Genomic DNA, 20317 nt, shown 5'->3' on the forward strand with positions numbered 1-20317 from the left:
TGCGCTCGCACTATGCCCTCGTCGTTGCACAAAACTGCGAGGTAGAGCGTTATGGAGACCCAACCCATTCCCCACCTGAAAGATTGGGAGGCAGCCGCTCGTTATGGCGTCCACCGCAACACCTGGCTCCGCTGGGTGCGCGAGGGCAACGCCCCCAAGCCGGTCAAGTTCTCGGAGCAATGCACCCGTTGGCGCCTTGCTGATCTCGAAGCCTGGGAACAGGCCAAGGTCGAGGAGGGTGCGTGATGCGAGTCGATCCGATTACTCAACTGCGCCGAGCCGAATCCACCATCGAGGCATTGATCGCCGGCGAGGCGGCCACGGACCTTTTCACTGATGATCTGATGAACGTGTTGGCCACTGCAAAGCAGCAGGTCGCGGAGGCACGTGAGCAGATCGAGGAGGGAGGGGCTGAGTGATGACTACGCGCCACTGGAACGGCGGTCGCGCAGTCGGAGCAGGCACCTCTGATCTTCGCAATCCGCCAGCATCAAAAAAACAGCAATTCCACGACGTGCTCGCCTACATGCGGAACCACGGTGTTCCGCCAGCGGCCGGCATTCATTTCATCGATGATGGTCTTTTCCATCCATATCAGGTCGAGGGTGACCCGCCTGGGGTGTCGCGCGGCTTCTACATCGCGCTGCCGCGAGATGCCTGGGGCACGGGGGCGATCGCGTTTGGCGACCTCACCAGCGGCACCAAGGCCGTTTGTGCCCCACAACTGCCGCCGAACCGTCAGGAAACGGCTAGGGCGTTTGCCGACTGTCAGCTCAGCCACCGGCGTAAGCGCGGAGCGCGGGAGGTGTGCCGATGATGGACAACACACCGCCGTTCGACCTGATCGCCGCGCGAGTCGATGGCATGCGAGAGGAGCGTCCGGCACCCGGGAAGGTGCGCGCGATGACCTGTCTTTGCCCAGCCCACAAGGACCGCCGGCCGTCGCTGCTCGTCTCAGAGAAAGAGGACGGCGACATTTTGCTGCACTGCCGTGCTGGTTGTTCGTTCTTCGAAATCCGTGATGCACTCGGTATCGAGGCGATCGATCTCATCCCGGCGCACAAGCGACACGCTCGGGTCGATGGCAATCATGGGCCAGACAAGGGGCCGCGCTTCTCTGCCTGGCAAGCCATCCGCGCGCTGGCCGTGGACGTGATCACCGTCGAGCTCGCGGCCAATCAGGTCCGCCGTGACGGCTGGCTCAACGAGGATGACATGGCGGCACTCGCTTCGGCCCACGACCGCATCCGCGGAACCATCATGGCAGGAGGGTTTCGCGTATGAGCATTGCAGCACAGGCCGAAGCCGTGACCGCCAGTCCCATGCAGGAGGAGGCCGATGACCGGGATTACACGATCGCACCACCGAAGGCTGACCCAGCCATGTTTCATGGCCTCGTCGGCGAGGTGGCAGAGGCGGCCACCACCGGGCGAGAGCCGAATCGGTCAAGCGTTGCCCTGGCCTTTCTGACCTGGCTTTCCGCCGCGGCGGGTCGGCATCACTTCATCGCTGTGGGCGACCAGACCCACCCGCTGCTGATCAACGGCCTGCATGTCGGGCGATCCATGGTCGCGGCCAAGGGCGAGAGCTGGGCACTGGTGAAGCGCATCCGCCACGCCGTGGGCGAGATGATGGACGGTGATCCCGTGCCTGGCACCGATGACGAGGGCGCCGTGATCACGCCGGAACTGTTCGCCGGCCGGGTTCACTCCGGCGGCCTATCGACTGGCGAGGGGCTGGCGGCACAGGTTCACGACGGCTACATGATCGGCAAGACCGAGCACGCTCCAATCGACGACAAGCGCCTGCTGATCATCGAAGCGGAGTTCGCCAAGCTGCTCGAGCAAGGAAAGCGGGAAGGCAACACTCTGAGCCCGATCATCCGCGACCTGTTCGATGGCGGATCAATCCAGCCGGCTACCAAGTCCGCCAGCGTCTGGGCAACCGAGCCCCACGTCGTCATTCACGGCGCGATCACGCCGCACGAGTTGCGGGCCCGCATGGATGCCACGGCCGCATTCAATGGCCTGATGAATCGGTTCCTCGTCATCTTCGCCGAGCGCACGTGCTTGGTGCCGTTTCCCGAACCGACGCCCGACGAGGTAGTCCGGCGGCTGGCGATCCATTCCCGGGACGTGATCAAGTTCGCCCGCGGTGACTATCCCCGGACCAAGTACGCCGCACCGATCACGCTGTCCGACGAGGCCCGGGAGATGTACCGGGAGGCTTATCCCGACCTTCGGCGGCGCGACGGCTCCACGCCGATCATCACCTCGCTGCTCGAGCGCCGGGCACCGATCACAATGCGCTTGGCCGGCCTGTTCGCCATGACCGACCAGACCGCCGTGATCGGCCCGGCTCATATGCGAGCCGCGCTCGCCTGGTCACGGTTCCACCGGGAATCGGTCGCCTACGTTTTCGGCCATGACATAACTCAGCGTATCGAATCGAGTAAGCGCGACGGTCAAAAACAGAAGATCCTCGAAGGGATCCCCGCCGGCCGATGGGTGACGCGGACCTTCATTCAGCGCGATGTGTTCGCCAAACGGATCACGTCCAAGGAACTGACCGCCGCACTCGATGACCTGCTCGCCGACGGTATGCTCGAGCAGAGGGAGAGGTCCAAGCAGAACGGCATCGGCAACCTCAAGGAGTATTCCCGCCCCGCGCAAGATGCGCAGCATGCGCAAGACCGCAACGCGGCGAGCTTTGCGCCGCTGCGCAATAGTGCGCAAGACGCGCAGCAAGGGCGAGTCGGCCCGGAATCCTCGCCCCATGTTGCGCATGTTGCGCAGAGGTGCGCAGACGCTGAAACCCGCACCAGAACAGGCGTTGCGCATGATGCGCATGTTGCGCACGGCGCAGACGGAAATGATGACGAGGTGGTGATATGAGAGCCGCCGACATCATCACGACCCTGGTCGGTCGAGGGATCGCCGTCTCACTGGAGGACGGCCGCATCCATGCCCGCCCCGGGCACCGCCTGACCGATGACGACGTGCGACTGATCCGCCAGCACAAGCCGGCCCTGATTTACCTGCTCACGACCCGAGCCGAGGCAGACGAAGCCGGAACGCTGGCGGCAGGCGAATCGCCCCGCGCGTTGTCCCCAATCGAGAAGGCCGGCATCGCTCGGCTATGCCGCCAGCAGTACGGCGCCGACGACGAGGCGATCCGGGCGACGATCGAGAACTGCGAAGTGTGCCCCTCGATGCGTGAGTATCACTTGGCGCTCGATCGCCTGCGGAGACCAACTGGGGTTTCGATCTCAGAGGAAGGCCGAAATCACTGAGTCGGTGAGAAAAATCGATGCTACCGCCGCGGGGATGATTCCGGCTACAGCGATGATTTGTGACCATTTCTTGAAGATGGTCATGATCAAGAAGCTGAAGAGAAGTCCAAGGGCAATCACAGCGAGTGGCGACCACCACTGCAGGTGTATGAATGAGCCGGTCAACAGGTAAATCATGAACACCGTGCTGATCATTTTCGGCCAGGAATCCCCTTTGGCAAGAGTGTGGCCGACGGGCCAGCCGTTCCTCGCCGCCCAGTCAGAGTAGGTGAGGCACAAGAAAGCTATCGAGATCAGCCCCGAGTACACGAGGTGGTCGTACATTGATCGAGGTCTCTCTATTCGTCGAGGAAATAGTCTGTGTCGAGTTTCTTGAGTTCGTATATCGAGGCCGTCGAGACTCCTACCCCATGGTCAATCATCAATCGAGCGAGACGGCGGCCATCGAGCAGGATGATGCGGTTGTCTATTAGGGTGGCGTACTCCAGTGCTTCGCGGGTGAAGCTCGACGTGGTTATGAAGACCCCCTTCTTTGCCCGTCGACCTTGCAAGGCGCCTGCGAACTTCTGGATCTCTGGGCGGCCGACCACGCCTTCCCAGCGCTTGGCTTGCAGATAGATCACGTCCAGGCCTAGTGGGTCTTCGTCGATAATGCCGTCGATGCCGCCGTCGCCGCTCTTCCCGACAGCTCGTGCTGCGTCGTTTCGTTCGCCGCCGTATCCCATGGCGACTAGTACGTCGACAACTAGCTGTTCGAAGAAGTCCGGGGTCACCTGCTTGATCTGATCAAGCAATTCGATCTCTAGGTTTGTCCGGATGGTCTTCCAAGCAAGCTCCAACCCCTCTTCGGGTGTCTGTTCGTCATCGTAGGAGACCGAAGAGGTTGCTTCCTCGGCAGTCTCGGACGGCTCGTTGTTCTTCTGGTATCGGAAGTCGACGAAAGTCGGGTACCGCTCAAGATAGCGGTTGGTCATCCGTTCTGGGCCCGTCTTAATCGCCTCCCGACCAGCGTCTGTGATGGCGAACACCCCACGACGCTTCGCCTCTAGGAGTCCTGCCTTTTTAAGGTGGGTGGCGGCCCAGGCGACGCGGTTGTAAAACAGCTTCGCACGGCCGCTGGGGAGCATCTGTTGACGTTCCTCGTCACTCAGACCGAACGTGTCGGCCAGTGCGTCGTGTGCGTCTCGCAGGCGTCGCTCCTCGGCCCCCTCCGCGTATTCGAGCAACGGTCGGAACAGGGTCTGGAAATCAGGGACTGTCATGTGCTTAACCGACGGTTTCCAATTGTTCGTTCTGGCTGGTCAATCTTCGTCATTTTTCGGCAGAGATGTGCGGATTGCCCATGCGAGCAAATGGACTATCAGCGCTACACCAACAACGAAAATGGTAATGCCAAGAACGATTGGCCAAGACTCAGTGAAGATGGTTTTAAACGAACCATACATAGAGACCACAACAAAGATGCCGAGGATGAGCTTTCCTAATGCGCTCATGGTTGTATCTCCTCGAGGGCAAGGGCTGATTTTTTAGCTCTGCCGCCTACTGAGCTTGCCACAAGCCTTTTTCATGCCGTATCAGGCCAAGCTCCGCTAATGCATTTACGACTTGAGCTACTGATTTCTCGGGTTTTCGTTTGAAGTGAGCCGCAAGGCCCTCGGTCGTTCTGGGGCCAGTGGCGAGGGTCTCACGGATGGCCTCGATCTGCTTGGTGAGGTCTTTCGGGAACGTGGGTTTCTTTTCCGTGGGGGCGGAAACGGCAGTCTCGGCAACCTCCGCCTGTTCGAGGTCGGCGGCAGTCTGGGTGGCGTCCGGGGCCTGGTAGTCGGGGCGTAGCCAACGGACGTGGCCGCGGGCCTCTTCGGCGGCGCGGCGAGTGTTGAGGTCGACCAGCCGGGTGAGCAGTTCTTCCTCGGCCTCGGCCTGTTCGGCGGGCTTGTCGGGCAGCGGGGTGGTCGCGCCGGGGCGGCCGACGAGCGTGTCGGCCAGATCATCCCAGCCGTAGGCGGCGAACACGGCGCGGTCGAGGTCGTCGTGCAGTTCGCGCAGCACCGAGACCAGCCCATGTTCGTGGATGGTCTGTTCCTTCTTGGTCAGCGACTCGCCGGCGCGCAGCTTTTCCAGCACGTTGTACATGCCGGTCAGGGTGAGGTCGGGATGGGCCTCCTGCTGGCGCTTGCGGTGGGCGTCGATGCGTTCGGCCAGCTCGCCGATCTGCTGGGCCTGCTCGTCGGTCAGGTCGGGGAAGGGGAAGGTCTCGAAGCAGCGGCTTTTGTTATAGCGCGGGTCATTGCCCATGCCCATGCGACCACCGGCAGCCAAAGCCCACAATGCATGTGGGCGGCTAGAAAGAACTCCAAGAGTTTTCGGACTGTCGGCCGCAATGCTGACCAATCCATCGTCCGGCAGGACTTCCTCATCAAGGAAGAAGAACACTCTATGTTTGCTGACGTAGACAGTGGTGATGAAGCGGGTGAGTCCGTTGGACATGGTGCGCCATTGAGCGGCGGGATCGCCAAAAATCCACCATTTGTCGCGTCGGCGTTTTGCGCGGTTTTGTTCCCTTTCCGGCTTCACTCGATCAAGTAACCACTGATAGACGGCTGGGTATCTTTCGCGAACTTCGTCGATTCCGAGGCCGAACAAGTCGATGATCATGACTTCCCGAGGACGCTGATTCATGTCGCGTCCATTCCGGTAGTGCCGAATGTGATGTTCTAGGCCGGGTACGGAGCCAAGTCCGAGAGTTATTGCTTCATCTTTCTCGACGGTGAATCCTGAACCAACAGGAATAACGCCACGGCTACTGAGCCCAGCGTTTGACTTGAGCGGCACAGCTCCCGCGACATTTGCACCAACAGATAGATCTGAGAACAATTTTCCGTTTCGTGCGCTTAACGTGAGGTCACGGCTTTCTTCGGTGTTGTTCTTCTCTTCCACTACCTGATACAGCGTGCCGGGCTTGTCCCCAGAAGTTCCAACCGTCATGGCAATCCGCACGGATGCCCCATCGGCACTATCTACCCATGGGTGGTCGGGGATAGCAAATGCGAGAGACAGTGGTTGCTTGCTGTGGTTAAGGTGCGGCTCAATCACCCGCCGATTAAAGGTCTGGCGCAAGCTGTTGGTGGTGATGAAGCCAAAGCGTTTCACCTCGCCGCGGCGCGCCTTCTCGGCGGCGATGTGCCACCAGTACATCACGAAGTCCGCAGACCCGGATACCTCGCCAGAAAAAGTATCTTTCAAAGCATCGATGTAACCGTCTCCAAGAACGGTTCGCATCCTTTTGTTCCCGATAAACGGCGGATTGCCGACGATGTAGTCGGCCTGGGGCCAGTCGGCCTTGGTCGGGTTGATATAGCGGTAGACGGTGGTCCGGCCGCTCTCGTCGGGGATCAGTTCGCCGGTGGTGGGGCTTTCCTTGTAGGAGATGCCGTCCCAGATGGTGACCGGCTGGCCGTGTTCGTCCGTCATCGGCTCGCGGGCGTCATAGTCGATCAGCGCGTCCCGGCATTCGATGTTGTGAAAATCCTTGAGGATCGGCTCGGGCAGGTCGAGCTTGCCGTGGATGCGGAAGTGCCACTGCAGGTAACCGATCCACAGGACGATCTCGGCGATGGCGGCGGCGCGCGGGTTGATCTCCAGGCCAAGGAACTGGTGTGGGTCGACGGTGAGCCCCTCGACATCCATATGGGATTGTCCCTTGGAGAGGTCACTGATGAGGTTGAGGACTTCGCCCTCCAGCCGTTTCATGTGTTCGAGCGAGACGTACAGGAAGTTCGCCGACCCACAGGCCGGGTCGAGTATGCGGGTCTGGCAGAGGCTGTGGTGAAAGTCGATGAGTTCGTTCAGGGCCTTGTCGTGCTTGCCCTTCTGGAGCCAGGTTTCGGCGGCGACCTGCACGGTCTGCCACTCGGCGCGCAGCGGCTCGATGAGCGTGGGCATGACCAGTCGTTCGACGTAGGCCCTAGGCGTGTAGTGGGCGCCGAGCTTGTGGCGTTCTCTGGGGTCTAGGGCGCGTTCGAGCAGGGTGCCGAAGATGGCTGGTTCGACGTGCCGCCAATCGGCCTTGGCGGACTCGATCAACAGCGTGATCTGGTCGCGGTCGAGCGCGATGGGGTCGATGTCCTTGAACAGCCCGCCATTGAAGCGCGGGATCTTTTCCATCAGCGCGCCGTTGAAGCCGCCTTCGTTCATGGAGCGCCACAGGTCGGCGAGCGCGGCGGAGAAGTGTTCCGGGTTGTCTTTCAGCTTTTCCAGCAGGCTGGTGAAGCTGTCGCGCGGCAGCAGTTCCACGTCCTCGGCGAACATGGTGAAAAGGCAGCGCTTGAGGAAGTGGGCGACGCGGTCGACGGCGTAGCCGCTCTGCTCCAGCGAGCGGGCGAGGGTGGCCAGCCGGCGGCTGACGTCGCGGGTGACGCGGGCGGCGTGTTTCGAGGGGTCGAGCCGGTCGGGGTCGGTCCAGAGGTGGATCAGGCGCTGGCGGATCGCGGGGGCGCGCAGGTCTTCCAGGCGGATGCGGTGATGGCCCGGGTCCGGGTAGGGGACGTAGGTGCCGCCGGAGCGGGTGAACTCGGCGTAGAGCTCGATCGAGCGCCCCACGTCGGTGACCACGATGAACGGCGGGCGGCCCTCGCTCTGCGGGAGCGCGCGGACGTACTGGTCCGCCTGGTTCTGCGCGGCAAGCATGGCCTTGTCCCAGCCGGAGGAGTCGAGCGTCTTGCCGCTCTGTTTGGCTTCCAAGACAAAGCAGCCACGGCGATAAAGGTCGATAAAACCGCGCGAGGAGGAACCATCGGGCTTGTCGAGATCTACCCGGCGCTCGAAGACGTACTCGTTGAGCTCGTTGTCGTCGCCGGCCGGATCGGGCGCGGGCAGGCCCAGCAGTGCGATCAGCTCGGTGAGAAACAGCTGGTAGTTCGCTTTCTCCGTCCCACCACCGCCGGCCCAGCGGGCGATGAAGTCTTCGGTGGCGGTTGAGGTCGGGGCTTCATGCGACATGGAGTGGTCAACTGCTTCATTCCGTGAATAGAGGGGCATCCTAGCAAATCGTGATTGCCCCTAATGGCCCTGTCCCGCTGCGCTTGCCCAATCCGCTGATTTCCTGAAGCTGACCGCCCCACGATACTGCGATGTGGGCGCCAAGTACTGTTTGGGAGGCTAGCCGTGGATGCGTCGGGAGTTGGTGTGAGTCGAGACGCGATCGTCGATGTTTTGGTTGCTCGCGGATTGGGCTGGGAGTTCACATTGAGAGATCTGTCAGATGTGCTGGGGACGATGGATCGACCCGTGCGAGGTGCGTTTGCTTGGTGCATCGCTGCACACATCGTCGAGCATAGCGGGGAGGTGATTCGTCGGACAGCCCGGGGCAAGCCCTATAAGGTGCTGACCTACCGCTGGACGGGTTCAACTCGGGCGACACCCTACACGCAGCCGGTGCAAATCAACGCTGAATGCGAGGCGTGGCTTCGAGGTGCGTGATGGCTTGGCACGATGGTCTGTCAGAGAAGCAGCGTCGATTCGTTGAGGCGTTCTCCGCAAACGGGGGCAATGCGACGAGGGCGGCCAAGGCGGCGGGGTATGCCCACCCGCACGTAAAGGGGTCGCAGACGTTAGAAAAAGTTAGTGTTCGCGAGGCCATCGAGGCACTGCGCTTGGCGACAACAAATCCGGCGATCGCCACCCGAGAGCAGCGCCAAGTTTTCTGGTCGCGAGTGATCCGCGGAGAGGAGACGTACTTCGATCACAAGCTGGGGCGTGAAGTGCCTTACCCGATCGAGGCACGGCTTCGCGCGTCGGAGCTCTTGGGGAAGGCTCAGGGTGATTTCGTGCAACGCCGTGAGTTGGCTGGTCGCGGGGACGGTGGGCTCAGGATCGTACAGGTGCCACGGAAGGAGGCGGCCCAGCGCATCGAGGAATTGCGGGAGGCGATCGTGGGGCAATAGTTGGCCGCCAATGGCCTCGCTGCTTCGCAGGAGCCTACTGGCTTCTGGTCGGTGGGTTTTCTATGTGCGATCGCTTTTCCTCTCTCGTCCTGGCCGCACCGCCACACCCGGACTCGGGATGGCCCGTCTGGCTTTTCATGCGCTTGTGGGTCTTTTGTCACGTCAGGCTCGAGTGCCCAGGCAAATTCGGCAAGCGCTTCAATCAGCTTGTCTGGCGCCAACTCCCCGTCGAACAAATCCAAGGCCTCGCCGATTCAGTCACTACCCAACACTTGTTGCCGAGGTATGTTCCCGTTCCATCTCGGCAATGGTGTTTCGGATCTTTTTGTTTTTACTGCTTAATATGAAAGCGGGAATCAAAAGAGCTAGCCCCGCGCCATAGAGCGCAAGGGCGGGGACTCCCAAAATGTAGAAAATCCAATTTCCCGTCACGATCTCCCCATCGCTGTGAACGGCAGGCTGATCGTCGGCCTTGATGCCGACTAGGAGATCGTCCCCGCCTCGCTCGGAAAACCACATCTCAACATCCTTACCGAGGGCTTCTCTCAGGAACCCATTTATCGATGCAGAGGCGGTCACCTTCTTGATGATGTCGTCATCGACTTGAATGTACGAGTACGTTGTCTTCGCGGCGGTTGGGTCGCCACGATGCGATCGATTGTTGATACCGTCCCCGATTCGCACAAGTCGACCGGATGCCTTGTATCCGCCGTTAAACGCCTTCTTTTCCATCGTTCCCTCGTCATTCAAGTTGTTTTCGTTGTTGCCAGACGCACGCTCACTCTGGGTGGCGATTGAAAATTGATCACTCCGGTGTGGAGCCTCTGATCCAGCCAGAGACAGTCTTGCGATTCACCGAGCCACATTTATCGGAAGCTATGTTGTCCTTCCCCGCGGCCAGTTTGCTCGACGCGCCACTGAGCATGTGAACCAGAAGCTGAATGATCCGCCATTTATTCAGTATTGCTCACGGCCGCAGCAGCCAACTCGCGACTATCGGCGAGCAGTTCGTGTTGGCGACTACGCCTTCCCCAGCTTTTTGGATCGTAACCAATCTTGGCTTCGTTTTGGCGGGTGTGTAGTGGTCAGGCAATCTTGGGAAGTTCACACGCACCTCACACATGTCACGCCCGATTCGCAGGGGTACGGTCATTACTCATCGCACCGGCCGTCATTTCGTGGTGGCAGGGAGGCGCTGACGATCCGGGTTCCCGGCGGCAGAGATTCTAGGAACTCGATTGTTACCTCGGGGTGGCGGCTTTCTGCGCCGAACCCCGCTGTCTCGAGCATCGGGTGATCGGTGCCGAAAAGGGGCATCGTTTTGCCGCGTGATGGCGGCCGGCCCACTGTGCTCGTGCGTGAGGGACGCCGTTGAGCGTGGGGGAGCAGGCCAAGTTGAGCGAGTTCGATTGCGCGCCCCCCGTAACCGGGCACTACATCGTCCCTCTTCGCTGAGTCACCGACCATATGATCCGTCGCCACGCATCATTGGGAATCGTGCAGCCGCCGGCAGGCACCAAGGACGCGCCGAATACGCAGGTCATCGGTAAGGTGGGCCCCATTGTCCATGACGCACTCAGTGATCGAGGTGCTCGGGTGCCAAAGGTAGTACCAAGCACGAGCGAGTTGCCCGCCCACGCCAACCTCATCTTTCTGGTTGCAGTGCCGAATTGCGGCATGAATCGCGATCTCGTTTTTCATCGGGGGAATCAATGCGAGCTCGCACAGGGCACGGATTTGTTGGGTGGCTTTCGGCGTCTGTGGTGGATTTTCTTGGTTCCAGGGCGCGTTCGGTTCGTAGTGGGTTTCCCACGACCGAAGGATCTTGGCACTGCTTGCGTCGGGGTGCTGACGCTTGATCTTGTCGTAGTACTCCGAAAGCGGCACGTAACGATTTGTATCAGCGCTTAATTCAGGGACGGCGGTAGCCGGGGAGCTCCAGCCAAATAAGGCCCATACGATCAAAGCATGGATTCTGAAGTTGCCCATTCCATTGTTCTCAACGCTTGAGTGAGACCCACCCCGCATGGCTGACTTCCCATGCCCCCATGGAGCATCGCCGTCCTGGCGAGGAGATCGAACACGACGATAGCACCATGTTTCTAGCGCATCATCACGTAGCGCCACGCTCCACGAAAAAGGCCGCAACCCGGAAAATCCAGGTGCGGCCTTGGGGTGCTTTTCAACCGTTTTGAGGTTGGCGCATTGTTTGGTGAATAGCGAGACGATGTGATCGTAACCCGCTGATTCTAAAGTCTGTGTGGCGGAGGGTCAGGGATTCGAACCCTGGAAGGGCTACAAACCCTTGCCGGTTTTCAAGACCGGTGCATTCAACCGCTCTGCCAACCCTCCGGCGCCCGCGCATCTTCGGGTATCCCCTGAAAACTGTCAAGACGAGAGCGTTTCTGTTGTATCGTTACAACGACTCGTGTCGCGGTGGTTTGATCGAATCAGCGCTGCGCCGGAACCGGTCTGCAATCGGCCGGTCACATTCGCGCAACCCGATCAGCTAATCGTGGTCGGGGGCTGTGGTACAGTTTTTTCAGTTTTCGTAGCAGTATCGATAAACAAGGAGATCGAAATTATGCGTTGGTCCTATCTTGCCTCGGTCGGGGCACTGGCCGTTGTTCTTTCCGCTTGTAGCTCCACTCCGGGGCCGGGCGCCGATGGCACTTCGGGCGGTGATGCCGCATCTGCCAGTGGTGCACAGAGCACCGGTATGGCCGGTGGTGCCGGCATGAGCGAGGCTGAGCTGTACGAGGGCCAGCCGGCCGAGCCGCAGCGTGTGGTCTACTTCGGCTTCGACGAGTACTCGGTCGCAGCCAAGTACCAGGGCATGCTCGAGGCGAACGCGGACTTCCTCAAGGCGAACGGTAACCGTGAAGTCGTCGTCGAAGGCCATACCGACGAGCGTGGCAGCCGCGAGTACAACATCGCCCTGGGTGAGAAGCGCGCCAACGCGGTTCGCGACATCCTGCTCTCCTACGGTGTGTCGGCCGGCCAGGTCGAGACCGTAAGCTACGGCGAAGAGCGCCCGGCTGTCGAAGGCAGTGGTGAGAGCGTCTGGTCGAAGAACCGCCGCGCAGTCATCGAATACGGCCAGTAAGCAGGCCGCAAGGCGCGAAGCCGCAGGGGTGCCCGTACGGGTGCCTCTCGGGCCCGCAACCGTCGGGCCTGACGAACGCAAGAAAGCCGGGCAGATGCCCGGCTTTTTTCGTGTGGTCCTAGCTCTGTAGCGAGTTGGGCCGGGATCCGTCCCTGACACTCGGATACGGTCTGGCCGGTGGCGGTACCAGCACGGTGTCGAAATGGTCGGCACGCGGGTTGGTGTCCGGAAAGTCCTTGGAAAAATGCAGCCCGCGGCTCTCGTGTCGCGTCAGCGCCGAGCGGACGATCAGGTCGGCAATCTCGACCAGGTTGCGCAACTCGATCAGGTCGTTGGTGACCCGGAAGTGGGCGTAGTAGTCGTGGATCTCACGACGCAGGAGCTGCACGCGGTCGCGGGCGCGGTAGAGCCGCTTGGTCGTGCGGACGATGCCGACGTAACTCCACATGCTGCGGCGTAGCTCGTCCCAGTTGTGGGTGACCACGACCGCCTCGTCCGGATCGGTGACCTGGCTTTCATCCCAGGGTGGGATCGACGGGTGAGCCGGTTCCGCGGTGACCGGCGTCGCTGCAAGCTGCTCGGCTGCGGCCTGCGCGAAGACCAGGCACTCGAGCAGGGAGTTGCTGGCCAGCCGATTGGCGCCGTGCAGACCGGTGTGCGAGGCCTCGCCGATTGCGTACAGGTTCGGGATGTCGGTGCCGCCGTGCTCGTCGACCATGATGCCGCCGCAGGTGTAATGCGCGGCCGGTACCACGGGCAACGGTTCGCTGGTCATGTCGTAGCCGAATTCCAGGCAACGGGCGTGGATCATCGGGAAGTGCTTTTCGATGAACTCGCGCCCCTTGAAGCTGATGTCCAGGTAGACGCAGTCGATACCGAGGCGCTTGATCTCCGCATCGATGGCGCGCGCGACGATGTCGCGCGGCGCGAGCTCGGCATCGGGATGGTGGTCGGGCATGAAGCGGGTGCCGTCCGGTCGAAGCAGCACACCGCCTTCACCGCGGACAGCCTCGCTGATCAGGAACGATTTCGCGCGCGGCTCGTACAGGCAGGTGGGGTGGAACTGGATGAACTCCATGTTCGCCACCCGGCAGCCGGCACGCCAGCCCATCGCAATGCCGTCGCCGGTCGCCCCGTCGGGGTTGGTGGTGAAGAGGTAGGCCTTGGCGGCCCCGCCGGTCGCAAGTGCGGTATGGCGTGCCCGGACGGTGACCACCCGGTCGTTCTTGATGTCGAGCACGTAGGCGCCCAGGCAGGCATCGCGCGTCTCGCCCAGGCGGCGGGCGGTGATCAGGTCGATGGCGTTGTGATACTCGAGGACCGTGACGTTTTTCCGTTGGCGAACCTCGTCGACCAGCGTTTCCATCAGCGAGCGCCCGGTATGGTCGGCCGCGTGGGCGACACGACGCTGACTGTGTCCGCCTTCTCGCGTCAGGTGCAGACGCTCGGGGTGGCCATGGTCGTGATCGTGACTGAAGGGCATGCCGAGCGACTCGAGCCACTGGATCTGCTCGGGGCCGGCCCGCACTACGCGATCGACCACATCACGATCCGGCAGTTGGGCACCGGCGTTGACGGTGTCCTCGATGTGCTTGTCGACGTCTTCCGTACCGCCCAGTGCCGCGGCGATGCCACCCTGAGCCCAGGGGGTGCTGCCGCCGACCAGTTTTCCCTTGCTGATGACCATGACCTGAAGGTGCTCGGGGAGGCGCAGGGCCATGGCCAGTCCGGCGGCGCCGGAACCAATGATCAGAACATCACTCTGATGCACGGTTGGGGATCGGGTCGGTTCGCTCATCAGCGGCTGGGTTCCTCAACACTCGTGGGTCGTCATTTCGGTGGCGGTGCCACCGTGTCTAGGTGTCCCGTTTTCGGTACACTGTTGCGAATCAAGTATACGTGCTTGGGACCGTTGTTTTGGGCTCCCGGCCCCCGGTTTTCGGGGCGAGCGCCAGTTGTTCACGTGTTCTTGATGAACCCATCCCCCGTAACCAAGGCAGGATCCGATACCCGAATGAGCGCCGAGGAGACAGACAAGGCCCTGGTGGCCCGAGCACGCGAGGGCGACCGGCGCGCTTTCGATCTTCTCGTTCTGAAGTATCAGCATCGGGTACAGCGGTTGATTGCCCGTTACATCCGCGATCCCGAACAGGTATTCGATCTGGCCCAGGAAACCTTCATCAAGGCCTATCGGGCGCTCGGCCGGTTTCGCGGTGATAGCGCGTTCTACACCTGGATCTACCGTATCGCGGTCAACACCGCGAAGAACCAGCTCGCCTCCGATGCTCGGGGCGGGTACATGGTGTCGTTGAACTCTGGTGGGTCGGACGAGTCAGACGAACCAATGATCGAGCCCGAGGCCCTGCGCGATGGCGGCACGCCGGACGCACTGGCCGCGACAGACGAGCTAAGAGGGGCCATCGATCAGGCGATTTCGGCACTGCCCGAAGATCTTCGCACGGCGCTCACGCTGCGGGAGATGGAAGGGCTGAGCTATGACGAGATCGCTTCGGTAATGGACTGTCCGATCGGCACGGTGAGGTCTCGGATCTTCCGAGCCCGCGAGGCGATCGAACAGTCGATACAGCCGCTCAAGGGCGACTAACGCAGGTGGCAAGAATGATGACAAAACGGCATGCAAACGATTCGGACACCCTCCGCACGGCAATCTCCGCGTGGTGGGACGACGAGTCCCACGACGACAAGGCGCTCGAGGCAATGCTCGACGATGTCGAACAGGTGGGCTCGCGAACCCGAGATTACGACCTCGTAGGCAGCCATGTTCGCGGCGAGTCATTCGAGACGAGAGATCTGCTGGGTGCGATCAACGCCCGCCTGGATGAGTTGCCGAGCGACGAACGCCCCCAGGCCGACAACGTGGTCGCCTTCCCGCATCGCCGTCTGCGTCAGCGCCGCGTCTGGCAGGGCGCCGTCGCCGCCTCGCTGTTTGCCGCCGTCACCGCGGTCGGCCTGACGCTGTCCACCGGCGAGGATCCGACCGGCGAGGGCGTCGCCCCGATGCAGGCCGAAGGGCTGACGGCCAACGACCGGGCCGTGATGGCCTCGCTGAACGACGAGGCAATGCCGGAAGACGCTTCCCCGGCGTCCCTTCTGGCCACCCAGAGCCCGGTAGGCCATGCCTTGCCGGCGTCCTCGTCGCCGGCGAGCACGCCGCAGCTGCCGGACTGGGCTACCGGTCGGAGCAGCACCGGCGCGGATCCGTACGTCGTGACGCACTATCGCACGGCCGCCCCGGAGTCGGGCACGACCGGCCCGGAAGCGCGCGCCGCCACCTTCGGTCGGGAATAGCCTATTCGTGATGCGACCGATCCGGTTTCTCGATATCCCGTTCTTGTCACTGGTCACCGGCGCGTTCGCGTCGGTGGCCTTTGCGTGGGCATCGAACGTGTCGGCCGAGCCCATCCTGAAGGCACTTCCGGCCGAGCCGGAGGCGTCGAGTCATCTCGAAACCGCGTCGGACGGGGAACCGGCAAAGGCGGGTGCCGGGCATGATCTCAATCAGAAAATCGCCGCGATGGTCGAGGCAATGACGCACTCGACCTACGGTGGGCGCTTCATTCACATGCGGGGCGACCAGATCGACCTTATGCGGGTCATCCACCGGTACGTCGACGGTCAGCGGGTCGAGCTGATGGTCTCCGAGAATGGCGAGGTGCGCGAGATCCGCCGGCTGGGCGACCGCTGTGCCTGCGTATGGCCCGAGCGGGAACAGGTCATGCTGGGTGACTACCCGAACATCAACAGTCGCCTGTCGGGCGAACGGTTCGAGTCCGTCGACGAGCTGTCCGCGAACTATCGCCTGATCGATCTCGGCGACAGTCGCGTGGCCGGGCAGGCGTGTCATCTCATGGCAGTCGTGCCGCGCGACGACCTCCGCTATGGCTACAAGCTGTGCATCGGCGAGTCGACGCCGCTGCTGTTGCGGATGAGCATCTACGACGAGTCCGGCCGGGCAATCGAGCACAATCAGTTCACCCAAATCGAGCGGATCGAATCGGCCCGATTGACCTTCCAGGACGACCTCACGGCCGGACTCAAGGACCAGTTCGAACGCGTCGAGCTCGGCGGCGAACCGGTCGAGGAGGCACCGATCCGCCAACAGCAGTGGGTGGTCGATCCTCTGCCGGCCGGTTTCGATGTTCGCTCCCGCGGTTGGCGACGCAATCCGGTGACCGGTCAGTATTTCGAGCACATCGTCGTTACCGACGGACTGGCGACCGCCTCGGTGTTCGTCGAGAAACGCGACGGCGACGCCGCGCGTCGTGTTACCCGCACGGACCAGGGCATGACGATGGCGGTGCGCAGTGTCGACTCGGTGCGCATAACCGCGATCGGCGACGTGCCGGCCGCGACCGTGGAGCTGCTGGTCGAGAACACCGTGCGTGATGCCGGAGCCGTGCCGGCTGTCGAGGAGCCGGCCGTCGAGTCGCGCTGATGGCTGATCCTCTCGTCGAGTCAGACGAACTGGCCCTCGAGCCCGCGCAGGTGGTCGATGTCGAGGCCCACGGCGTCTGGCTGGAGACAGGGGGGCACAAGGGCTGCGCCAACTGTCGGGAGGGCCGCGGATGCGGCGTGAGTATCTTCCAGCGACTTTTCCGTCTGCCTCGTCATCGCGTGTTCATGCCCACGGAGGAACCTCTCTCGGTGGGCGACCACGTGGTCATTGGCATGGCCCAGCGCGCGCTGCTGGTGGCATCGCTCTGGCTCTATCTGGCGCCGCTCGCGGCCCTCTTGATCACGGCATTGATTCTCGACCTGGCGTTTTCCCTGGAGTGGCTTACCGTCGCCGGCGGGCTGTCGGGGCTTGTCGGCATGTTGCTGATCGTGCGGGCGCGACAGGCTCGCCAGGCGCGTTCGGGGCGGTTCTTTCCGGTGCTCCACGAAGTCACCCTGCGTGCAACGCCCGATCCTGACGATTGACCCGCCGGCCGCCATGGGGCCTCCGTCTTGCGTGCGGTCTCATGTCGTTTTGCTTCGCTTCGCAGTAAGCTGTGCGCAGCCGCCCACTGGCGCTTTCTTATTCCGACTGGTTCCCTGCTGTTCTGATGTCCACTGACTTCTGTCCCACCTGCGTCGCCTTCCGCTCCGCGCTCGCTGCCTTCGGGCGCTGGCTGGCGGTGCTGTTGACCGCGGCGGTGCTGCTGACCGGCTGCGCCGACCCCGAGGATCAGCCGCCGCGCAAGCAGGTAACCGGCCTGCCCGATTTCACCACGCTGGTGGAGGTCAATGCGCCCTCGGTCGTGAATGTCACCGGGGTGCGCAGCCTGCCGTCACTGTCGGGGGCGCCCGACGAGGCGAACGCGCACGAGTGGCTAAAGGGACTGTTCGGTGACGAGAGTGACCAGTTGCCGGGACCGCTGTTGCCGCAGGAAAACGATGGATCGGGTTTCATCCTCAGCGAGGACGGCTATATCGCCACCAACGCGCACGTCATCGACGGTGCCAGCAAGGTGTTCGTCCGGCTGGCCGACAGTCGCGAACTGGCGGCCAAGGTGGTCGGCGTGGACCAGATCGGCGATATCGCGCTGCTCAAGGTCGATGCCAAGGGACTGCCGCCGGTTTCGCTGGGTGATTCGGATGCCGTGCGCCCGGGGCAGTGGGCGCTGGCCATCGGCTCGCCCTATGGCTTCGATCAGACGGTGACGGCGGGCATCATCAGCGGGCTGGGTCGGCACTTGCCCTCCGAGACCACCCAGCCCTACGTGCCGTTCATCCAGAGTGATGTCGCGATCAACCCGGGCAACTCGGGCGGACCGCTGTTCAACACCAGCGGTCAGGTCATCGGTATCAACGCGCAGATCTTTACCGAGTCCGGTGCCTTCAACGGCATCTCCTTCGCCATCCCGATCAACTACGTGGTCGACGTCATCCGGCAGATCAAGCAGAGCGGCCAGGTGCGGCGCGGCTTTCTTGGTGTCGAGGTGCGGGCGGTGGATCGGCAACTGGCCGACCGACTCGGCATGGAGCGCGCCCGCGGGGCCGAGGTGGTCGACACCATCGAGGGGTCGCCGGCGGCCGAATCCGCGCTCGTTCGGGGCGACGTGATCCTGGCGGTCAACGGCGTGCCGATCGATGACAGTGCGGACCTGACCGAGGTGCTCGGCTCGCTGATGCCCGGTTCGAACGTCACGCTGGCGGTTCGCTCGGGCGGCGAGGAGCATGAGGTGCATGTCACGCTGACAGCCCTCCCTGACGCCGTGAACGCACCCACCGCTCCGACGCCCGAGGTGCCGGAGGAGCCCGAGCTGGTGGTCATCGACACCTTGGGGATGATCCTGCGTCCGCTGGAGGAGGGCGGGGTGCGTGTCGGCGAACTCGACCCGAAGGGGCCGGCGGCACTCGCCGGGCTGATGAGTGGGGACCGGGTGGTCTCGATCGATCGCAAACCGGTCGACTCCCTGTCCCAGGCCTACCGTCTGATCGCGCGGATCGCCCATAACCGCGGCAAACGGGGCAATGACCTGGTGCTGTTCCTCGTCGAGCGTGATGGCGAACAGCGCTTCTTCATGCCGGCCTTTTCCGGCAACCCCCACCGGTCGGATTGAGGTGGGGCCAGCGGAGTAGGGCTGCCCATCGATCCGCGCCGACGTTGCCGATTCGTACAGACCTTCCCTTGGGCTATATACTGTGCGGCTCCTCTCGCCGCCTGTCCCGGCATGGCGGGATTCGTCCCACGAACCAAAAGTTAAACCTCTATGGCGTCCGAGCGACTCTCCCGGATTCGCAACTTCTCGATCATTGCCCACATCGACCACGGCAAATCGACCCTGGCCGATCGCATCATCCAGCGCTGTGAAGGGCTGGAAGAGCGCGAGATGAGCGCGCAGGTGCTCGACTCGATGGACCTCGAGCGTGAGCGCGGCATCACCATCAAGGCGCAGAGCGTATCGCTGGATTACCGCTCGCGTGATGGCCATACCTATCGTCTCAACTTCATCGACACCCCCGGCCACGTCGACTTCTCCTACGAGGTGTCGCGATCGCTGGCCGCCTGTGAGGGTGCGCTGCTGGTCGTGGATGCCTCCCAGGGCGTCGAGGCGCAGTCAGTCGCCAACTGTTACACCGCCATCGATCTCGGCCTCGAGGTGGTGCCGGTGCTGAACAAGATCGACCTGCCGGCCGCCGAGCCGGACCGGGTCAAGGCCGAGATCGAGGACATCATCGGCATCGAGGCGCAGAATGCGGTGACCTGCTCGGCGAAGACCGGCGAGGGCGTCGACGAGGTGGTCGAGCGATTGATCGAGGAGATCCCGCCGCCGCAGGGTGACGACGACGGCCCGCTCAAGGCGCTGATTGTCGACTCCTGGTTCGACAACTACGTCGGCGTGGTCGCGCTGGTGCGCGTGATCGACGGTGCGATCCGGCCGAAGGCCAAGATCAAGGCCATGGGCACCGGCGATGTCTTCACCGTCGACAAGACCGGGGTGTTCACGCCCAAGACCCTGGCGCGGGACGGCCTGTACGCTGGCGAGGTCGGTTTCGTCATGGCCGGGATCAAGGACATCGATTCGGCCAAGGTCGGCGACACGTTCACCGACGCCGAGAATCCGGCCGATGCGGCCCTGCCGGGCTTCAAGGAGATGCAGCCGCGGGTGTTCTCCGGCCTGTACCCGGTGGAATCCGACAACTACGACGACCTGCGCGAGGCACTGCGCAAGCTGCGCCTGAACGACGCGGCGCTGGCCTTCGAGCCCGAGGTGTCGACCGCGCTGGGCTTCGGTTTCCGCTGCGGCTTCCTCGGCCTGCTGCACATGGAGATCATCCAGGAGCGACTCGAGCGCGAATACGGCATCGATCTGATTACGACCGCCCCCACGGTCATCTTCGAGGTCGAGGAGAAGGGCGGTGACACCTACCAGATCCACAACCCGTCGCAGCTGCCGGATCCCTCGGAGATCAACGAGATCCGCGAGCCGATCATCGAGGCCAACATCCTCTGTCCGCAGGATTTCGTCG

At 62.6% G+C, this 20317-nt stretch carries 21 protein-coding genes and 1 tRNA gene; 14 read left to right on the forward strand and 8 right to left on the reverse strand.

From position 1 onward, the window contains the following. Positions 1–51: 51 nt before the first annotated feature. Genes AWR35_RS10195 through AWR35_RS10210 form a run of 6 tightly spaced genes read left to right on the forward strand, consistent with a single transcriptional unit; the run spans position 52 to position 3292 of the window. Complete coding sequence (locus tag AWR35_RS10195) at positions 52–246, forward strand: helix-turn-helix domain-containing protein (protein WP_058575855.1); 195 nt, start codon at positions 52–54, stop codon at positions 244–246. After that, positions 246–419, forward strand: a complete 174-nt coding sequence (locus AWR35_RS10815; RefSeq protein WP_156413991.1) for a hypothetical protein — start codon at positions 246–248, stop codon at positions 417–419. The genes AWR35_RS10195 and AWR35_RS10815 overlap by 1 nt, the downstream gene beginning before the upstream one ends. Then, positions 419–817, forward strand: coding sequence for a hypothetical protein (locus AWR35_RS10820; RefSeq protein ID WP_156413992.1), 399 nt, complete (start codon positions 419–421; stop codon positions 815–817). The genes AWR35_RS10815 and AWR35_RS10820 overlap by 1 nt, the downstream gene beginning before the upstream one ends. Next, entirely contained in the window at positions 817–1284 is a 468-nt protein-coding gene (locus AWR35_RS10200) for a DNA primase (protein ID WP_156413993.1), read from the forward strand. The genes AWR35_RS10820 and AWR35_RS10200 overlap by 1 nt, the downstream gene beginning before the upstream one ends. Further along, a complete protein-coding gene (locus tag AWR35_RS10205; protein ID WP_058575857.1) occupies positions 1281–2894 on the forward strand; it encodes a DUF3987 domain-containing protein in 1614 nt (537 codons plus the stop codon). Before AWR35_RS10200 ends, AWR35_RS10205 begins: the two co-directional genes overlap by 4 nt. Continuing rightward, positions 2891–3292, forward strand: coding sequence for a hypothetical protein (locus AWR35_RS10210; RefSeq protein ID WP_058575858.1), 402 nt, complete (start codon positions 2891–2893; stop codon positions 3290–3292). The genes AWR35_RS10205 and AWR35_RS10210 overlap by 4 nt, the downstream gene beginning before the upstream one ends. On the opposite strand, the gene AWR35_RS10215 is transcribed toward AWR35_RS10210, so the two are convergent. From AWR35_RS10215 to AWR35_RS10230, 4 genes are read right to left on the reverse strand one after another with little or no spacing between them, the layout of a single operon-like run. Further along, positions 3269–3616, reverse strand: coding sequence for a hypothetical protein (locus AWR35_RS10215; protein ID WP_058575859.1), 348 nt, complete (start codon positions 3614–3616; stop codon positions 3269–3271). The two genes, AWR35_RS10210 and AWR35_RS10215, sit on opposite strands and share 24 nt — an antisense overlap. 14 nt (positions 3617–3630) lie before the next feature. Beyond that, positions 3631–4554: a restriction endonuclease gene (locus tag AWR35_RS10220; protein ID WP_058575860.1), complete on the reverse strand. Its 924-nt coding sequence runs from the start codon at positions 4552–4554 to the stop codon at positions 3631–3633. 39 nt (positions 4555–4593) lie between these two features. Further along, complete coding sequence (locus AWR35_RS10225) at positions 4594–4785, reverse strand: hypothetical protein (protein WP_058575861.1); 192 nt, start codon at positions 4783–4785, stop codon at positions 4594–4596. A gap of 46 nt (positions 4786–4831) precedes the next feature. Further along, a complete protein-coding gene (locus tag AWR35_RS10230) occupies positions 4832–8290 on the reverse strand; it encodes a DNA methyltransferase (protein WP_058575862.1) in 3459 nt (1152 codons plus the stop codon). A 479-nt stretch (positions 8291–8769) separates the two neighbouring features. Here AWR35_RS10230 and AWR35_RS10235 point away from each other — a divergent pair, with 479 nt between their 5' ends. Beyond that, positions 8770–9234, forward strand: coding sequence for a terminase small subunit (locus AWR35_RS10235; protein WP_058575863.1), 465 nt, complete (start codon positions 8770–8772; stop codon positions 9232–9234). Positions 9235–9495: 261 nt separating this feature from the next. Here AWR35_RS10235 and AWR35_RS10240 read toward each other — a convergent pair whose 3' ends face one another. The 3 genes from AWR35_RS10240 to AWR35_RS10250 form a co-directional block, all read right to left on the reverse strand. Next, positions 9496–9966: a hypothetical protein gene (locus tag AWR35_RS10240; RefSeq protein ID WP_058575864.1), complete on the reverse strand. Its 471-nt coding sequence runs from the start codon at positions 9964–9966 to the stop codon at positions 9496–9498. A gap of 753 nt (positions 9967–10719) precedes the next feature. Beyond that, a complete protein-coding gene (locus AWR35_RS10245; protein WP_058575865.1) occupies positions 10720–11223 on the reverse strand; it encodes a hypothetical protein in 504 nt (167 codons plus the stop codon). A gap of 272 nt (positions 11224–11495) precedes the next feature. Continuing rightward, positions 11496–11586, reverse strand: a tRNA-Ser gene (locus AWR35_RS10250). A gap of 385 nt (positions 11587–11971) precedes the next feature. Here AWR35_RS10250 and pal point away from each other — a divergent pair. Further along, positions 11972–12340: a peptidoglycan-associated lipoprotein Pal gene (gene pal / locus AWR35_RS10965; RefSeq protein WP_282096957.1), complete on the forward strand. Its 369-nt coding sequence runs from the start codon at positions 11972–11974 to the stop codon at positions 12338–12340. Between the two features lie 118 nt (positions 12341–12458). On the opposite strand, the gene nadB is transcribed toward pal, so the two are convergent. Continuing rightward, the gene (gene nadB, locus AWR35_RS10260; RefSeq protein ID WP_058575867.1) at positions 12459–14138 is read right to left on the reverse strand and encodes an L-aspartate oxidase; all 1680 of its coding nucleotides are present in this window, start codon (positions 14136–14138) and stop codon (positions 12459–12461) included. Between the two features lie 216 nt (positions 14139–14354). Between nadB and rpoE the strand changes: the two genes are divergently transcribed. From rpoE to lepA, 6 genes are all read left to right on the forward strand, one after another. Continuing rightward, on the forward strand, positions 14355–14945 hold the full coding sequence (gene rpoE / locus AWR35_RS10265) for an RNA polymerase sigma factor RpoE (RefSeq protein ID WP_058575868.1): 591 nt from the start codon (positions 14355–14357) through the stop codon (positions 14943–14945). 17 nt (positions 14946–14962) lie between these two features. Then, complete coding sequence (locus AWR35_RS10270) at positions 14963–15649, forward strand: RseA family anti-sigma factor (protein WP_156413994.1); 687 nt, start codon at positions 14963–14965, stop codon at positions 15647–15649. A 10-nt stretch (positions 15650–15659) separates the two neighbouring features. Then, complete coding sequence (locus AWR35_RS10275; RefSeq protein WP_058575870.1) at positions 15660–16796, forward strand: MucB/RseB C-terminal domain-containing protein; 1137 nt, start codon at positions 15660–15662, stop codon at positions 16794–16796. Next, positions 16796–17281 (forward strand): SoxR reducing system RseC family protein, encoded by a 486-nt coding sequence (locus tag AWR35_RS10280; RefSeq protein WP_058575871.1) that lies wholly within the window; start codon positions 16796–16798, stop codon positions 17279–17281. The genes AWR35_RS10275 and AWR35_RS10280 overlap by 1 nt, the downstream gene beginning before the upstream one ends. A 125-nt stretch (positions 17282–17406) precedes the next feature. Next, entirely contained in the window at positions 17407–18906 is a 1500-nt protein-coding gene (locus tag AWR35_RS10285) for a trypsin-like peptidase domain-containing protein (RefSeq protein ID WP_058575872.1), read from the forward strand. Positions 18907–19056: 150 nt separating this feature from the next. After that, a partial coding sequence (gene lepA / locus AWR35_RS10290; protein WP_058575873.1) for a translation elongation factor 4 occupies positions 19057–20317 on the forward strand: 1261 nt, incomplete at its 3' end.

The sequence above is a fragment of the Guyparkeria sp. WRN-7 genome, assembly GCF_001641825.1.
In the GTDB taxonomy this organism is placed as follows: domain Bacteria; phylum Pseudomonadota; class Gammaproteobacteria; order Halothiobacillales; family Halothiobacillaceae; genus Guyparkeria.

Bases quoted from the DNA above. Each gene is read 5' to 3' on its own strand.
- AWR35_RS10230 (WP_058575862.1), bottom strand. From the start codon at position 8,290: ATGTCGCATGAAGCCCCGACCTCAACCGCCACCGAAGACTTCATCGCC.
- AWR35_RS10270 (WP_156413994.1), top strand. From the start codon at position 14,963: ATGACAAAACGGCATGCAAACGATTCGGACACCCTCCGCACGGCAATC.
- AWR35_RS10235 (WP_058575863.1), top strand. From the start codon at position 8,770: ATGGCTTGGCACGATGGTCTGTCAGAGAAGCAGCGTCGATTCGTTGAG.
- AWR35_RS10225 (WP_058575861.1), bottom strand. From the start codon at position 4,785: ATGAGCGCATTAGGAAAGCTCATCCTCGGCATCTTTGTTGTGGTCTCT.
- AWR35_RS10820 (WP_156413992.1), top strand. From the start codon at position 419: ATGACTACGCGCCACTGGAACGGCGGTCGCGCAGTCGGAGCAGGCACC.
- AWR35_RS10240 (WP_058575864.1), bottom strand. From the start codon at position 9,966: ATGGAAAAGAAGGCGTTTAACGGCGGATACAAGGCATCCGGTCGACTT.
- AWR35_RS10285 (WP_058575872.1), top strand. From the start codon at position 17,407: ATGTCCACTGACTTCTGTCCCACCTGCGTCGCCTTCCGCTCCGCGCTC.
- AWR35_RS10245 (WP_058575865.1), bottom strand. From the start codon at position 11,223: ATGGGCAACTTCAGAATCCATGCTTTGATCGTATGGGCCTTATTTGGC.
- AWR35_RS10275 (WP_058575870.1), top strand. From the start codon at position 15,660: ATGCGACCGATCCGGTTTCTCGATATCCCGTTCTTGTCACTGGTCACC.
- AWR35_RS10200 (WP_156413993.1), top strand. From the start codon at position 817: ATGGACAACACACCGCCGTTCGACCTGATCGCCGCGCGAGTCGATGGC.
- pal (WP_282096957.1), top strand. From the start codon at position 11,972: ATGAGCGAGGCTGAGCTGTACGAGGGCCAGCCGGCCGAGCCGCAGCGT.
- AWR35_RS10220 (WP_058575860.1), bottom strand. From the start codon at position 4,554: ATGACAGTCCCTGATTTCCAGACCCTGTTCCGACCGTTGCTCGAATAC.
- nadB (WP_058575867.1), bottom strand. From the start codon at position 14,138: ATGAGCGAACCGACCCGATCCCCAACCGTGCATCAGAGTGATGTTCTG.
- AWR35_RS10280 (WP_058575871.1), top strand. From the start codon at position 16,796: ATGGCTGATCCTCTCGTCGAGTCAGACGAACTGGCCCTCGAGCCCGCG.
- AWR35_RS10815 (WP_156413991.1), top strand. From the start codon at position 246: ATGCGAGTCGATCCGATTACTCAACTGCGCCGAGCCGAATCCACCATC.
- AWR35_RS10205 (WP_058575857.1), top strand. From the start codon at position 1,281: ATGAGCATTGCAGCACAGGCCGAAGCCGTGACCGCCAGTCCCATGCAG.
- AWR35_RS10195 (WP_058575855.1), top strand. From the start codon at position 52: ATGGAGACCCAACCCATTCCCCACCTGAAAGATTGGGAGGCAGCCGCT.
- rpoE (WP_058575868.1), top strand. From the start codon at position 14,355: ATGAGCGCCGAGGAGACAGACAAGGCCCTGGTGGCCCGAGCACGCGAG.
- AWR35_RS10210 (WP_058575858.1), top strand. From the start codon at position 2,891: ATGAGAGCCGCCGACATCATCACGACCCTGGTCGGTCGAGGGATCGCC.
- AWR35_RS10215 (WP_058575859.1), bottom strand. From the start codon at position 3,616: ATGTACGACCACCTCGTGTACTCGGGGCTGATCTCGATAGCTTTCTTG.